Source organism: Halomarina litorea (genome assembly GCF_024227715.1).
Lineage (GTDB): Archaea > Halobacteriota > Halobacteria > Halobacteriales > Haloarculaceae > Halomarina > Halomarina litorea.
In genome coordinates this window covers 731,430-745,567 of sequence record NZ_CP100448.1, presented here as the reverse complement: position 1 = coordinate 745,567, position 14,138 = coordinate 731,430, and the positions used below count along the sequence as shown (strand labels likewise).

Annotated in this window: 14 protein-coding genes; 9 read left to right on the top strand and 5 right to left on the bottom strand. The window is 69.7% G+C overall.

Annotated features, from left to right (window positions below; translation table 11 throughout):
• Window positions 1–49: 49 nt before the first annotated feature.
• The gene (locus NKG96_RS04080; RefSeq protein ID WP_254537186.1) at window positions 50–1,528 is read right to left on the bottom strand and encodes a 2-isopropylmalate synthase; all 1,479 of its coding nucleotides are present in this window, start codon (window positions 1,526–1,528) and stop codon (window positions 50–52) included.
• A gap of 253 nt (window positions 1,529–1,781) precedes the next feature.
• Entirely contained in the window at window positions 1,782–2,120 is a 339-nt protein-coding gene (locus NKG96_RS04075) for a DUF192 domain-containing protein (protein WP_254537185.1), read from the bottom strand.
• Window positions 2,121–2,225: 105 nt separating this feature from the next.
• Here NKG96_RS04075 and NKG96_RS04070 point away from each other — a divergent pair, with 105 nt between their 5' ends.
• Window positions 2,226–2,753: a DUF7097 family protein gene (locus NKG96_RS04070; RefSeq protein ID WP_254537184.1), complete on the top strand. Its 528-nt coding sequence runs from the start codon at window positions 2,226–2,228 to the stop codon at window positions 2,751–2,753.
• Window positions 2,754–2,900: 147 nt separating this feature from the next.
• Here the strand turns inward: NKG96_RS04070 and NKG96_RS04065 are convergent, their stop codons facing one another.
• The gene (locus NKG96_RS04065) at window positions 2,901–3,737 is read right to left on the bottom strand and encodes a TrmB family transcriptional regulator (RefSeq protein ID WP_254537183.1); all 837 of its coding nucleotides are present in this window, start codon (window positions 3,735–3,737) and stop codon (window positions 2,901–2,903) included.
• 246 nt (window positions 3,738–3,983) lie between these two features.
• Between NKG96_RS04065 and NKG96_RS04060 the strand changes: the two genes are divergently transcribed.
• The 4 genes from NKG96_RS04060 (at window position 3,984) to NKG96_RS04050 (ending at window position 8,700) form a co-directional block, all read left to right on the top strand.
• A complete protein-coding gene (locus NKG96_RS04060) occupies window positions 3,984–4,532 on the top strand; it encodes a GMP synthase subunit A (RefSeq protein ID WP_254537182.1) in 549 nt (182 codons plus the stop codon).
• Window positions 4,533–4,538: 6 nt separating this feature from the next.
• On the top strand, window positions 4,539–6,401 hold the full coding sequence (locus tag NKG96_RS04055; RefSeq protein ID WP_254537181.1) for a DUF2070 family protein: 1,863 nt from the start codon (window positions 4,539–4,541) through the stop codon (window positions 6,399–6,401).
• A 181-nt stretch (window positions 6,402–6,582) separates the two neighbouring features.
• Entirely contained in the window at window positions 6,583–6,747 is a 165-nt protein-coding gene (locus NKG96_RS20965; RefSeq protein ID WP_303651787.1) for an HVO_0416 family zinc finger protein, read from the top strand.
• A gap of 90 nt (window positions 6,748–6,837) precedes the next feature.
• On the top strand, window positions 6,838–8,700 hold the full coding sequence (locus NKG96_RS04050; protein WP_254537180.1) for a UvrD-helicase domain-containing protein: 1,863 nt from the start codon (window positions 6,838–6,840) through the stop codon (window positions 8,698–8,700).
• A gap of 8 nt (window positions 8,701–8,708) precedes the next feature.
• Here NKG96_RS04050 and NKG96_RS04045 read toward each other — a convergent pair whose 3' ends face one another.
• Window positions 8,709–8,966: a DUF7533 family protein gene (locus NKG96_RS04045; RefSeq protein ID WP_254537179.1), complete on the bottom strand. Its 258-nt coding sequence runs from the start codon at window positions 8,964–8,966 to the stop codon at window positions 8,709–8,711.
• 83 nt (window positions 8,967–9,049) lie between these two features.
• On the opposite strand from NKG96_RS04045, the gene NKG96_RS04040 reads away from it, so the two are divergent.
• Window positions 9,050–9,727, top strand: coding sequence for a riboflavin synthase (locus tag NKG96_RS04040; protein ID WP_254537178.1), 678 nt, complete (start codon window positions 9,050–9,052; stop codon window positions 9,725–9,727).
• On the opposite strand, the gene NKG96_RS04035 is transcribed toward NKG96_RS04040, so the two are convergent.
• On the bottom strand, window positions 9,728–10,741 hold the full coding sequence (locus NKG96_RS04035; RefSeq protein WP_254537177.1) for a PrsW family intramembrane metalloprotease: 1,014 nt from the start codon (window positions 10,739–10,741) through the stop codon (window positions 9,728–9,730).
• A 125-nt stretch (window positions 10,742–10,866) separates the two neighbouring features.
• On the opposite strand from NKG96_RS04035, the gene NKG96_RS04030 reads away from it, so the two are divergent.
• The 3 genes from NKG96_RS04030 to NKG96_RS04020 all read left to right on the top strand — a co-directional run bounded on the left by NKG96_RS04030 (window position 10,867) and on the right by NKG96_RS04020 (window position 14,132).
• Complete coding sequence (locus NKG96_RS04030) at window positions 10,867–12,303, top strand: amidase (protein WP_254537176.1); 1,437 nt, start codon at window positions 10,867–10,869, stop codon at window positions 12,301–12,303.
• A gap of 75 nt (window positions 12,304–12,378) precedes the next feature.
• Window positions 12,379–12,753 (top strand): DUF7532 family protein, encoded by a 375-nt coding sequence (locus NKG96_RS04025; protein ID WP_254537175.1) that lies wholly within the window; start codon window positions 12,379–12,381, stop codon window positions 12,751–12,753.
• A complete protein-coding gene (locus NKG96_RS04020; protein ID WP_254537173.1) occupies window positions 12,750–14,132 on the top strand; it encodes a ribonuclease FAU-1 family protein in 1,383 nt (460 codons plus the stop codon). Before NKG96_RS04025 ends, NKG96_RS04020 begins: the two co-directional genes overlap by 4 nt.
• Window positions 14,133–14,138 lie beyond the last annotated feature (6 nt).

Genomic DNA, 14,138 nt, shown 5'->3' with positions numbered 1-14,138 from the left:
GAGACTGCGGTTTCCTGCGTTTATCACCCGACGAGCGACGGCTCCAGGGTCAGTCGGCGCTCGCCGCCGGTCGACCCGTCACGAGCAGGCGGTCGACCGCGTCCACGATGGCGACGACGCTCGCCCGCGTGATGTCGGCGTCGCTGGCCGTCGCGCTCACCGCGCTGTCGCCGCGCGAGAGTTCCACCTCGACGGAGACGACGGCGTCCGTCCCGCCCGTGACGGCGTCGACGTGGTACGAATCGAGCGTGACGGCGGCCACGTCGCCCAGCGCGGCCCGCACCGCCTGCATCGCGGCGTCGACCGGGCCGCTCCCGGTGCCGGAGGCGACGCGCACCCCGCCGTCGAGTGCCAGTCGGACGCTCGCGGTGGGCGTGGCGTTCCCGCTCGTCGCCGTCAGGTCGAGCAGTCGGAGGCGGCGCTCGCGGCCCTGTCCGCGCACGTCCTCGGCGATTGCGAGCAGGTCGGTGTCGGTGACGCGTTTCCCCCGGTCGCCCAGTTCCTTCACGCGCTCGACGACCGTCCCGAGTGCCTCGTCGGTGAGGTGCAGGCCGTGTTCGGCGAGGGCCGCCTCGACGCCCGCCCGGCCCGCGTGCTTCCCGAGGACGAGCCTGCGGTCCCGGCCCACCGTCTCGGGCGGGTAGGGTTCGTACATCCGGTCGTCCTTCAGCGTGCCGTCGGTGTGGATGCCCGACTCGTGGGCGAAGGCGTTCTCGCCCACGACGGCCTTGTTCGGCGCGAGGGGGACGCCCGTCGCCTCGGCGACGCGTCGGGCGAGCGCGTACAGTTGGGTCGAGTCGACCGTCTCGACGCCGTAGCCGTGCTGGAGGGCGATGGCGACCTCCTCCAGAGCGACGTTGCCCGCACGCTCGCCGATGCCGTTGACGGTGGCGTGGACGAGGTCCGCACCCGCCGCGACGCTGACGAGGGCGTTCGTGACGGCGAGGCCGAGGTCGTCGTGCGTGTGGGTGCTCGTCGGGCCGAGGTCCGCGAGTCGCGAAACCACCTCGTAGGTGTGGTCGGGCGTCGCGTGCCCGACGGTGTCGCAGTAGCACACCCGGTCGGCGCCGGCGTCGAGTGCCGCGCCCATCAGGCGTTCGAGGAAGTCCACGTCGGCCCGCGAGCCGTCCTCGCCGAGCACCTCCACCCAGAGGCCGTGGTCGCGGGCGTACTCGACGAGTTCGACCGTGTCCGCGACGACGTCTTCGCGGGTGGTGCCCACCTTCGTCTCGACGTGGCGGTCGCTCGCCGGGACGACGAGGTTGACGCCGTCGACGCCGCAGTCGAGGGCGAGGTCCACGTCGTTCCGGACGCCGCGACAGAAACTCGTCACCGTCGCGTCGAGGTCCAGGTCGGTGACCCGCGAGATGGTCTCGCGCTCGCCGGGACCCGTACAGGCGCTCCCTGCCTCGACGTAGGCGACGCCCGCCCGGTCGAGCAGTCGGGCGACGTCCGCCTTCTCCTCGGGCGAGAGCGAGACACCCGGCGCTTGCTCGCCGTCGCGGAGCGTCGTGTCGAGGAACTGCACGTCGGGGGGCGAGGCGTCGGGGAACGGTGCGTCAGAAGCGGCGCGCGACGCTCGGTCGCCGAGCAGTGCGGCGAACGGTGAGGGGGCGTCGCTGGGTCGAGTAGTGGAGTGGCTAGAACCGTCGAATTTCCCGGCCAGCCGCCTCGCGGCGACTTGACCTATCCTCCATGTTGTCTGCCATGGTACCCGAACGCAGGGACGGCGGAGGGATATACGCGGCGGGTCGCGGCAGTATTGACCGCCCGAGGCCCCGTCACCCCTCGACGGTCACCCGGTCGCCCGCCTCGACGCCGTCGAGTGCGCCCGCCGGGAGTTCGACGACGGTGTCGCCCACGCCGGCGCCGTGGCCCGTCCACGCCCGCATGGTCGTCACCCGCTGGACGACGCCGTCACAGAGCCAGACGGCGTCGATGTCGAAGGGGACACAGAGCATGTGCAGCGACCGGCGCTTCTGGCTCCCGAAGCGGAAGACCAGCGCGTAGTCGTCGGGGATGGACCGACGGAACATGAGGCCGAGACCCTGCGAGAGGAGGCTGTCGGCGGTGTCGACGTTCGTGGCGAGCACCCGCCCCGACTCGTGGACGACGCGCATGGACGAGGCTCCCGACGGGCCGGAAAAAGCGGTTCGGGTACGCCTGTACCCGTCCCGACGCGAGCAAGCACGAAGGTTCAACTCCGACAGGCCCGACCCGCCCGTATGGAGAAGACGCCGGAGGGGACGTCCGTCGGCGTGGACGACCCCTACGACTACGTCGAGCGGTGTGACCACGTCACCGACGACGGACGGTGCCGGTACGCGATTGAGCGCGCCGACCCCGACTCGCGGTTCGCCCGCTCCCTCCGGGACCGCGACTACGCCTGCCCGGTTGTGTCCCGGTCTGGACCAGACTGGGAGTGGGCGGACTGCCCCCACTTCCGGTGTCGCAACCGCTCGCGGGAGTGCGTCCGCTGTGGGCTGGAGGAGGTCAGAATGGGCCACTCGGGGGAGCGACCCCTCCTCGAAGAGCACCACCTCTCCTATCGGGTGAGCGAGGGCGAGAGACTGACCCACGAGATAACCGTCTACCTCTGTCGGTGGTGTCACGCGAAGGTCCACGACTCGTGGGCGCGCGTCGACGACGACGCCGCACCCGACCCCGAGGCCATCGCCGCCCGGGAGGAACGGCGCTCGCGCGAGGGCGAGGAACTGGGCTTCGAGTCGGCGGCCGACCGCTACGGCGAGTAGGGGGAGGGGTCGTCGGCTTACACTCGCAAGTGGCCCGCCCCGTCGCCCGTTATCGGCGTGAAGGCGCCCTTCGACACGCGCGAGGCGAACGACACGGAAACGTGGACCGGGGAGAACGAGCGCTTCGACCTTCGGGAACTGTGAGGCTCAGTCGTCGCCGCCCTCGGCGGCGTCGGCCGTCTCGAACTGCGGGGTGGGCTGTTCGACGCTCGGACCGGAGTCGCGCCGGGAGCGGGACACCTCCTCGACGAGACTGGCGATGCGGGAGCCGACCGACCCCTCGCTGACGACGGCCGTCTCCTCCTGAACGGTCGGGAGGGGTTCGCCGACGGTGCTGAGGAGGACGGACTGCCCGTCGACCAGCAGGGTGCGGCCGACGCTCACCTCGTCGTCGGAGCCACGCCCCGAGACGAACACCTGCGCGCCCGGCGTTCGCGCCTCGACGTCCTCTCGCTGGGCCTCGGAGACGGCGTCGACGAACGTCGTGACGCCCTGGTCGAGCGCCTGACGGATCCACCCGAGCGAGAGGTCGGTGACCGCGTCGTTCTCGGAGAGCATGACGAACACCTCGTGCTGGGCGCTCTCGACGAGGTCGGAGCCGCGTTCGGAGACGTTCTCCTTGCCCGAGATGGTCCAGAACTCGTTGTCGCCCTGCTGGGGCGAGACCTGTATCTTCGAGAGGTTGTCGCTGGCCGTATCGAGGTGGTCGTCGAACTCGTTTTTCAGCGTCTGGATTGCCGTGTCGACCGGGACGCCGCGGTACCGCCGGGGGTTCGACTCCCGGACGTCGACGAGGCCACGATCCCGGAGCTTCTCCAGCGAGTCGTACACGCGCGAACGAGGAACGCCAGCGACCTTGCTGATCTCCTTCGCGGTCCCCTCCGAAAGCTGTGCAAGCGCGACGAAACACTTCGCCTCGTACTCTCGGAGCCCCAGCGATTCGAGGGAGTCGACGGCTCGTGTCCGGTGTTCGTTCGTGGGCATTGAGTGGTAGTGAGTCCTTCCTGCAGGAGTGGCTCGTAGCACTATGCGACGAATTGCTCTGACAACTCGGGTTACGAAGCTACACGGATAAGCATGCATCCTGCATACGCCTGCAGAATGGCTGTCAGCGCCGAATCCAGTCGTTTCGTCGGTGACCCGAGGTCCCCCGGGTGTGTGGGGCCGTCTCGAACCGGTCGCGGGACGTTCCACGGGGTTTTTATCGCGTACCTACCGTACTGTCCGGCAATGACTCGTATCGTCGTGGTGGACAACCACGGGCAGTTCACCCACCTCGAGGGGCGGGCGCTCCGCGACATCGGCGTCGAGACCGATATCGTGGACAACGAGACGCCGCCCGAGGAGGTCGACGCCGACGGCATCGTCCTCTCCGGAGGGCCCGACATGGACCGTGCCGGGCGGTCCGCGGAGTATCTGGACCTCGGCGTCCCCGTCCTCGGCATCTGTCTCGGGATGCAACTGATGGCGGACGCACTGGGCGGCGAGGTCGGCAGCGGCGACTACGGCGGCTACGCCGACGTGACCGTCGAGATTCTGGACGAGGCGGACCCGCTCGTGGGGTCGCTCGCCCCCGAGACGCGCGTCTGGGCGAGCCACGCCGACGAGGTGAAGCAGGTCCCCGACGGGTTCACGGTGACCGCCCGTTCTGACGTCTGTGGCGTCGAGGCGATGAGCGACCCCGACCGCGACCTCTACGGGGTCCAGTGGCACCCCGAGGTGGCCCACACGGAGCGGGGTGAGGAGGTCTTCGAGAACTTCCGCGCACGCTGTGAGTAGGCCGGCATGACGGCGACACAGGGCGACCTCGCCAGCCTGTCGCGGTACATCTTCCGCGCGCCCAGCTGGTACGCCAGCGTCGCCTTCTCGCTCGTCATCGCCGCCCTCGCGGGCGTCGCCGCCTTCGAGTCCCGGTTCGCGCTGGAGGACGCCTGGCAGGGGGTCTTCTTCATCGGCATCCCCACCGTCGCCGCGAGCGTCCTCACCCCGTGGGTCGACCGGCGACTCGGCGGACAGTTGACGCCGAACCGCGCCTCGCTGCTGGCGCTGTTCTGCGAACTCGTCGTCGTCGCCGTCATGACCGTCGTGGGGGTCATCGCGGTGCTCTCGACGCGACTGGGCCAGCAGTTCGTCTTCGACGCCCTCCTGTTCGCGCTGGCGAGCGTCTTCGCCATCCGTCTGCTCGTGGTGATGGCCGTCTCGCGGAAGTCACTGCTCGCGGCGTCGGTCCCCGCCAGCATCCAGACGCTCGTGGGTGCCGCCCTCCTGTTCGTCTACAGCGGGACGATGCGCTTTCTGGAGGTCGGCGGCCCCCTCACCCGTTCGTACCTCTCGCGGCCCGAACGCGCGCCCGCCGAACTCTCGGTCATCGCCCCCGGCGACTTCGTCCTGCTGGCGGGCATCTGCGTGCTGTACGCGCTTGCCGTCTGGCTCTTCGTCGTCACCATCGACCGGCCGTGGAACCGCAGTCTCGGCGTGAGCGTCCTCGACTTCTTCCGCGGGTTCATCGGCCACGTCGCCGAAGGGACCCGCGAACTGGAGGACTTCTTCGAGCAACTGGGCGAGGAGGCCGTCGTCCCCGTCACCGTCCTCTCCTTCCGGCGGGAGGACGGCGAGGAGAAGGCCCGGTTCGTCCTCCCGATGATCCACCCCGGGCCGATGGGCGAAATCGGCGGCGGGAACCTCCCCGAACGGGTCGCCGCCTCCACCGACGGACTGGGCTTCCCGCCCCACGCCACCGCCGGCCACGACTTCAACCTCGTCACCGAACGGGAGGTCGACACCATCATCGAGACGGCGGCGCGCGCCCACGACCGCATCGAGTACGCCCCGACCGCCTCGCGGAGCGTCAGGACGAGCGACGGCGAGGCCACCCTGCTGGGACAGGCGTTCGGCGACGGGGCGCTCCTCGTCTCGAGTTTCGCCCCGAACTTCGCCGACGACGTCTCCTACGCCGTCGGCCTCTCGGCGGCCGCCGAGGCGCGGACCGCCGGCCTCCGCGACGTCCTCCTCGTCGACGCCCACAACAGCAACAACGGCCTGGCGGGCGACGACCTCGGGCACGTCACGCCCGGGAGCGTCCGGTCGTTCTCGATGATTCAGGCCGCGGGCGAGGCGGGCGGGACGCTGGCGGCGGGGGAACGCGAACCCCTCCGTCTCGGCGTCGCGTGGGAGCGGACCGAGTGGACGCCCCGAGAGGGAATCGGTCCCCTCGGCGTGCGCGTCGCCGTCGTCGAGGTCGGCGACCAGCGCACCGGCTACGTCCTCGTGGACGGCAACAACATGGAACCGGGCCTGCGCGACGCCCTCCTCGAGTCCATCGCGGACCGGGTCGACGAGGCGGAGGTGATGACGACGGACACGCACATCGTCAACACCGTCGAGGCGGACAACCAGGTGGGAAGTGCCATCGACGACGGCGAACTCCGTGCCCTCATCGTCGACCTCGTGGACGCCGCACTCGCGGACCTCGAACCCGTCGAGGCGGGCATGGCCACCGAACGGGCGTCGGTGACGGTGTTCGGCAACGACCGCACCGAGACCCTCGCCAGCCACGCCAATGCGATGATAGCCATGGGCGGGGCGCTCGCTGCCGCGTTCATCCTCGGCGTCACCGCTGTCACCGTCCTCCTCTTCTTCCTCGCCTGAGCGGTCGCCGCCCCGGCCGACTCCCGCATCGGGTTCGGCCCGCACTCGGCCCGTCGATTCCGACCGTTCGACCGCGACACGTTGGACGGTCGTCACGAACCGTTCACTATTCCTGCAGGAAGTCGCGGGTCGTGTGGGGGAGCAGTAGGTTTATCACTGTGGTGTGCCATGTCATACCTGTATGGCGACGAACGGCGACATGTTCGACGAGTTCCTGTCACAGCGCGGTCACCGGACCGAAGCGCCAAGCTGGGAGCAGGAGTATAACAAGAAGCAGTGTCCCGAGTGTAGTGGCCTGCACGACATGTCGGCCACACAGTGCAGCGTGTGTGGATGGGCACCGTAGCCCACCTGTCCGTCCGGTAGCGCCCGTTTTCGGCCAGTTCCCGTCCCAGAAGCCACGTCACTTATACGGTCGGACCCCTTGCGTCCCTCAATGACGGACACGCAGGTCACCCGGCTCTTCGGCGGTCCCGGGTGTGGGAAGACCACGGCGCTGCTGGACCGCGTCGACGCGCTTCTCGAGGAGGGCATCGACATCGAGGACATCCTCGTCGTCTCGTACACCAGAGCGGCCGCCGCGGAGATTCGCGAGCGGCTCGCCGAGCGGCTCGACCGGAGCCCCCGGTCGCTGCGCTCGAACGTCTGTACGATGCACGCGAAGGCCTACGAACTGCTCAACCTCTCGCGTGGCGACGTCGTCGGCGAGAAGGACAAGAAGGAGTTCTGCGAGGACTTCGGCCTGGAGTTCGAAGACGAGTACGAGGCCTCCCGCCGCCGGTCCTCCCGATCGACGACGATGGGCAACAAGATCATCGCGACGAGCCAGTGGCTCCAGCGGACCCGCCGCGACGTGGCCGACTGGTACGACGTCCCCTTCCAGTGGAACGTCGAGGAGGTCCGCCTCCCGCCGGACATCGACCCGAACGCCCAGACGGGCAACAAGTACACCCCGACGTGGTCCTCGGACGACGACCGACTGGACGTCCCCGAGGCCATCCGGGCGTGGCGCAAGTACAAGGGCGACAACGGCCTCGTCGGCTTCGCCGACATGCTCGAACGCGTCAAACAGCGCTCGCTGCTCCCCCGCGTCGACTACCTCGTCATCGACGAGTTTCAGGACATCACGACCCTCCAGTACGACGTCTACGAGGAGTGGAAGGCCCACATGGACCGCGTCCTCATCGCGGGCGACGACGACCAGGTCGTCTACGCGTGGCAGGGCGCGGACCCGAGCCTCCTGCTCAACGAGGTGGGCGAGGACGTCATCCTCGACACCTCCTACCGACTCCCCTCGCGCATCCTCAACGTCGTCAACCGCGAGATAGCCCACGTCACCGAGCGACAGGAGAAGGACTTCCTGCCCCGGACGGAGGGCGGGCGCGTCGAGGCGGTGCGCGACCCCTCGATGTACGACCTCGTGCGCAACATCCGGGCGACCATCGAGCAGGACGAGGACGGCGACGTGATGGTGCTGTTCCGGGCGCGCTACCAGATGTTCCAGTTCATGGACGAGTTCATCGACTACGGCATCCCCTTCCAGGCGCTCACCGACCAGCGGATGTGGACCGACCGTCTGACCGACTACATCCGGGCCGTCGAACTGCTGGAGGACGAGGAACCCGTCAACGGCCTGCAGGCCCGCCGTCTCGCCGAGATGCTCGACTCCGCCGCCTTCGGCACGAGCGAGCGCGACGACCTGTTCGACGCCATCGACGAACTACAGGACGAGGAGGGTGTCGAGGACCTGACCGACATGGAGGTCGATCCCGCGTTCGTCAAGGAATACGCCCCCTTCACGCCCGACTCGGCGAGCGCCGCCGACATGGTCCGCAAAGTGACGAACTACCAGAAACGCTCCATCAAGGCGTACTTCACGGGCGACTACCAGCACGTCGACCGCTCGCAGGTCCGCGTCGGCACCATCCACTCCGCGAAGGGCCGCGAGGCCGACCACGTGTTCGTGGCGACCGACCTCACCGAGAAGGTGGTCGAGCAGATGGCCGCCACCCTCACCGCCGACCCCGGGGCCGAGGACCCCGAAGACACCACCGTCCGCGTCGGCGACGAGGACGTGGAGTTCACGAAGCACACCGACCCCATCCCGTGCCTCACGGACAACGAACGGCGGGTGTTCTACGTCGGGATGTCCCGCGCCAGAGAGCGTCTCGTCCTCATGGAGAACCTCGTCGACGGCGCGCCTACCCTGCCCATCGACGTCCTCCTGCACAACCGCCCGACGGGGCGGTCGCTCGACGACGTCATGCGCGAGGCCCAGGAACCGCTGGCCGCCCAGTAGTTCCAGAACTACTCCGACCGCTTCGACTCCTCGGGCTTCTCCTCGCCGACGACCGTGCCGGTCACCTTCTCCGCGAGCATGGCGGGGATGTCCTGTGGCGTCGTCAGGAACTCCTGGAGGAGGACCATCGCCACCGCGAGACCGAGGAACACCCCGCCCATCAGGTAGCGTTCGGAGACGAGAAACTGGACGCCGAGGAAGCCGAGTGGAACGGCGAACACGAGCGTTCCCAGCAGCCCGAGCGTCCCGAGGATGCCGCGTGCCATACCTCCCGTATCGCGGGTCGGGCAAAAAGCGTCCCGCTCTCCGGAACCGGGGGGTTTTGTGTCCCACACTGCCTACCCGGACCATGTTCACCGGCATCGTCGAGACGACGGGCGAGGTGGTCGGCGTCGAACAGTCCCCGGAGGGCAGACGCATCCGGGTCGCCGCCGACTTCGCGCCCGAACTCGCCCACGGCGAGTCCATCAGCGTCAGTGGAGCGTGTCTGACCGTAGAGGGAGTGGGTCCTTCGGACCCACAGCAAACCGGCACCGCCGGAGAGGCAGACGACGAGGCGTTCGACCTGTTCCTCTCGGAGGAGACCCTCCGCCGGACGTACCTCGACGAACTCGTCGAGGGCGACCACGTCAACCTCGAACGCGCGATGCCCGCCGACGGGCGCTTCGACGGTCACGTCGTGCAGGGGCACGTCGACGGCACCGGCGAGGTGGTGAGTATCGAGCAACTAGGAGACGACTGGACCTTCGCCTTCTCGTTGCCCGCCGAACTCCGGCGCTACGTCGTCGAGAAGGGTTCCATCACCGTCGACGGCATCTCGCTGACCGTCGCCGACCTCTCCGACGACGCGTTCGCCGTCGCAATCATCCCCGCGACCTACGAGTTGACGACGCTCTCGGAGAAGTCGGTGGGCGACCCGGTCCACCTGGAGGTGGATGTGGTGGCGAAGTACGTCGAACGACTGCTCGCGGCGGAAGGCGAGTCGGACCCGCAGGCGCGCTACGCGGAGCGACTGGCGTCGCGGTAGTCAGCCGTCGAACTCCGTCGAGTCCACGCCGACCGTCCCGCCCGAGCGCTCGGTCTCGCTCTGGACCGCCCGGTAGGTCCGGCCGTAGCGCTTGAGCTTCCGGTAGAGGATGTAGCCGAAGAACCCCTGGTAGACGACGACGAACGCGAAAAACGCGACGAGGGAACCGACGCCGAGAATCGCGCCCGCGACGCTCGGGACGAAGCTGACGAGCGTGTTGTACGTCGCGTGGATGAGGGCCGCGATGAGGATGCCCTTCGCGACGATGGGGCCGGCGTTCTCCCGGTTGAACTTGGCGAGTCCGAGGTAGTAGCCCGCGAACGCCGAGTAGATGACGTGGCCGGGGCCGGCGAGCGCCCGGAAGGCGGTGATGGAGCCGTCGGACGAACTCAACTGCTGGACGAGGAGGTCCGCCCCCGTCGCCCCCATCTGCGTGTTCTGGACGATGTAGAGGGCGTTTTCGATGGTCGCGAACCCGAGGCCGGCGATGGCCCCGTAGACGGCACCGTCGATGACGGCGTCGAAACTCGACGACCCGTAGGCGTACAGGCGGACGGCGAGCAGTTTCACCGCCTCCTCGACGGGGCCGACCACGAGGAAGAAGAAGAGGACGAACCCGGGGAGGCCGAGCGTCTGGACGAAACTCAGCGTAGTGTTGACGATGCCGGCGAACGTCGCGAAGAAGACGCTCAGAAAGAACGTGAGGACGATGGGGACGAACGGTTCCTTACTCGTCACGTCCGCCGAGTAGATGTACCACGCCAGCCCGAGAGCCGGCACCGCCGAGAGGAGCGTCAGTACGCCGACGACCGGGTCGTTCGTCCCGATGAGGAAGACGACGCCGAGGACGAACGCGAGGCTGAGAAGGATGATGACCCCCCGACCGACGGCGACCGCGCCCCGGTACAGTTTCACCGCTATCCGATCGAGACGACTCCTCGGCTCCCACGTCGCGATGTCGTAGAGGTCGCGCGAGCGGTCGGCGCGCGCCTCCACGGGGTCGCGTTGTCCCATACGGGCACGAACGGGCGAGGGGCCCCTAACTCTACGCCCTCCGGACTGCTCCGCGCGCCGTCCCGGGTCGGGACCGGCGGCCGACCGACCCGCACCTTTTTCGCCCCGTCGCCGCCCCGTGTACCATGGCACCGACCTACACGGAGATGACGGCCGCCGGCATCGCCCGGCGCGTCAGGGACGGCGAGTGCTCGCCCGTCGAAGTGGTCGAGGCGCACTTAGCGCGCATCCGCGAGCGGGGGGACCGGACCAACGCCTTCGTCACCGTCACCGACGAACTGGCCCGCGAGTCGGCGATGGAGGCGGCCACGGCCGTCGAGGCGGGCGACCCCCTCGGTCCCCTCCACGGCGTCCCCGTCGCCGTCAAGGACCTCGACGACGTGGCGGGCGTGCGGACCACCTCGGGGTCGCTCCTGTTCGAAGACCGGGTCGCCGAGACGGACTCGCCGTTCGTCGCCCGCCTCCGAGAGGCGGGGGCCATCGTCGTCGGGAAGACGAACACGCCGGAGTTCGGCCTCGGGACGACGACGGAGAACCGCGTCGCCGGGACGACGGGCACGCCCTTCGACCCCGACCGGACCGCCGGCGGGTCCTCGGGCGGGGCGGCGGCCGCCCTCGCAGACTCGCTCGTCCCCCTCGCACCCGGGTCGGACGCGGGCGGGTCCATCCGCATCCCCGCGAGTTGCTGTGGCGTCTACGGCCTCAAGCCCACCTACGGCGTCGTCCCGAACGTCGGGCGGCCCAACGCTTTCGCCAGTCACACCCCGTTCTCGCACAAGGGACCGCTGGCCCGCACGGTGGAGGACGCCGCCCGCTCGCTGGACGTGATGGCCGGCCTCCACCCCGAGGACCCCCACTCGGTCCCCGTCGATACGGACTACGCCGCCGCCGTGGACCGACCCGTCGACGACCTTCGGGTCGCCTACAGCCCCGATATGGGCGTCTTCCCGGTCGAACCCGAGGTACGGGAGGTCTGTGACGAAGCCGTCCGCGCCCTCGAACGTTCGGGGGCGACGGTGGAGGCGGTCGACCCGGACCTCGGCCACGACCACTCCGAGATACTCGAGGCCTACTACACGATGGCGAGGGTGCGCTGGCAGGGAGTGTTCGACGCCCTCGAAGCGGAGGGGTTCGACCCGCGCGGCGCCGACCGCGACCGACTGCGCCCCTACCTCGTGGACCTCGTGCTGGACGCCGAGACGCCGACCGCGCGGGCGTCCACCCGTGCTGACGTCGTCCGCTCGCGGGTGTTCGACGGCCTGCAGGAGTGCTTCGCGGAGTACGACCTGCTGGCCACGGCGACGATGGGCGTCCTCCCGTTCCCCCACGGCGAGGAACCGGGGACGGTCGACGGCGTGGACGTGGACCCGTACCGCGGCTGGGTGCTCACGCAACCGTACAACCTCTCGGGCCACCCCGCGGCGTCGGTCCCGGCGGGCCTCGTCGACGGCCTGCCCGTCGGCCTCCAGCTGGCCGGCGGGCGCTTCGACGACGACCTCGTCCTCGCGGGTAGCGCCGCCATCGAGCGCCGTCGTCCGTGGCGCGAGGACTACCCGGCCTGACTCGCCGAGGGTCGGCCATCACCGGGGAGGCCGCCGTACCGTGGCCTTTTCGCCGGCCCCCCGCCAAACGCGGCCATGCACTTCGACCAGCGGACGCAGGCGGCCCTCCGCGAGGTGGGCCTCTCCAAGGAGCAGCTCCGAGAAGCCGACGACCTCGTAAAAGAGCGGACGCGGGCCGACGCGGACGCCCTCGTCGAGTTCTTCGCCGACCGCGGGACGGTCTACTCGGACATGGACCGCGCCCACGGCGCTGGCGGCCCGCAGGAGCACACGGTCGACCACCTCGACTGCTACACCCACGCCGCCGACATCCGGGGGTACCTCAAGTTCGACTCGTGGGGCGTGCCAATCGAGGGGGGCCGTCCCCTCGAGGACGGCACCGTCGAACTCACCCTCGGCCCGACTATCGACGGTCGGGTTCGCTTCGCGGCCGACCCCGACGACCTATGAACGTCAGCGTCCGGGGCATCTACACCACGGCGCTCACCCACCTCCTGTACGAGGGCGACGACCACGCCGTCGTGCAGGCGTCCGAACCCATCCGCGAGCGCTTCGACGAGTCGTTCCCGGTCGAACCCGCCGACGTGCACGTGGCGACGACCCGCGACCGACAGGGCGTGGGCGTCGAGGGCGAGGCCGACGGCGTCTCGGCGGTCGCCGACCGACTGCGCGGACTGGGCGTCGACACGCTGGCGTGGGACGACCCGGCCCCCACGGGGAGCGTCTTCGACGCCGTCGTCACCGGGACCCGAGGTCCCGGCGCGGTCCTCGACCTCGGCGACGTGGAGGGCTACCTCCCGTTCGACCGCGTAGACGATTACCTGGAGGAGGGCGACGCCGTGCGCGTACAGGTGCGGTCGGCGGCCGCCCCGTGGGACGACGACGACCCCCTCTGTGACCCGACCATCGAGGTGGGCAACGGCCTCGCCCGTCTCGTGCGCGGCGGGAGCACCGGCGACACGAGCCTCGACCTCGCGAGCGTCCTCCCGACGGACCCCCGTGAGGGGTGGGCGGTGCGGTGGAACGACCGAGCGGACGACGCGAGCCTCGACGCCCTCGCGACGACGCTCGACGACCTGAACGACCGGGCCGAGCGCGTAGAGGAGTCGCTCCCCGACGAGGTCGAGGCCCCCCAGCGTCTCACCGAGGACCGGGCGACGACGTGGGTCTGGTTCGGCCGCGAATCACGGTTCGCGCTGGACGAGGCCCGCCGGGCAGTCACGACGACGATGACCGGCCACCACCGCTGTAAGGCCGCGACCCGCGAGGCCAGCGCCGCCGTCGACTTCGCGGAGGCGGTCTGTGGCGGGACGAGCGCCGACACGGACTTCCCGTTCGCCGCGCTCACCCGGCAGTTCGGTCCGCGCGAGGGCGACCGGGTCGCCCTCGGTCACGGGAAACCGGACGGCAGGCTCATCGTCCTCGGGAGGGGCGAGGTGGTCGAGTACGACCCCGACGGCGGCATCACCGTCGAACGAAAGATGACGCCCGGGGGGACCTACGACGCCCTCGGCGTCGAACGGCGAGCGGGCGACGTGGCCACCACGAAGTTGAAGGAGGGACGCTGGTGGTACCCGACGGTCTACCGGGGGAGCGACGGCGAGCGACGGGGGACGTACGTGAACGTCTGTACGCCGGTCGAACTGTTCCCGGAGGTGGCGCGCTACGTCGACCTGCACGTCGACGTGGTGCGACACGCCGACGGGACGGTCGAACGCGTCGACGACGACGAACTGGACGAGGCCGTCGCCGCCGGCGAGGTGCCCGAAGCGCTGGCCGAGAAGGCGAGGAACGTGGCGAGCGCCGTCGAGAACGCCCTCGGCGGGTAGTCCCGA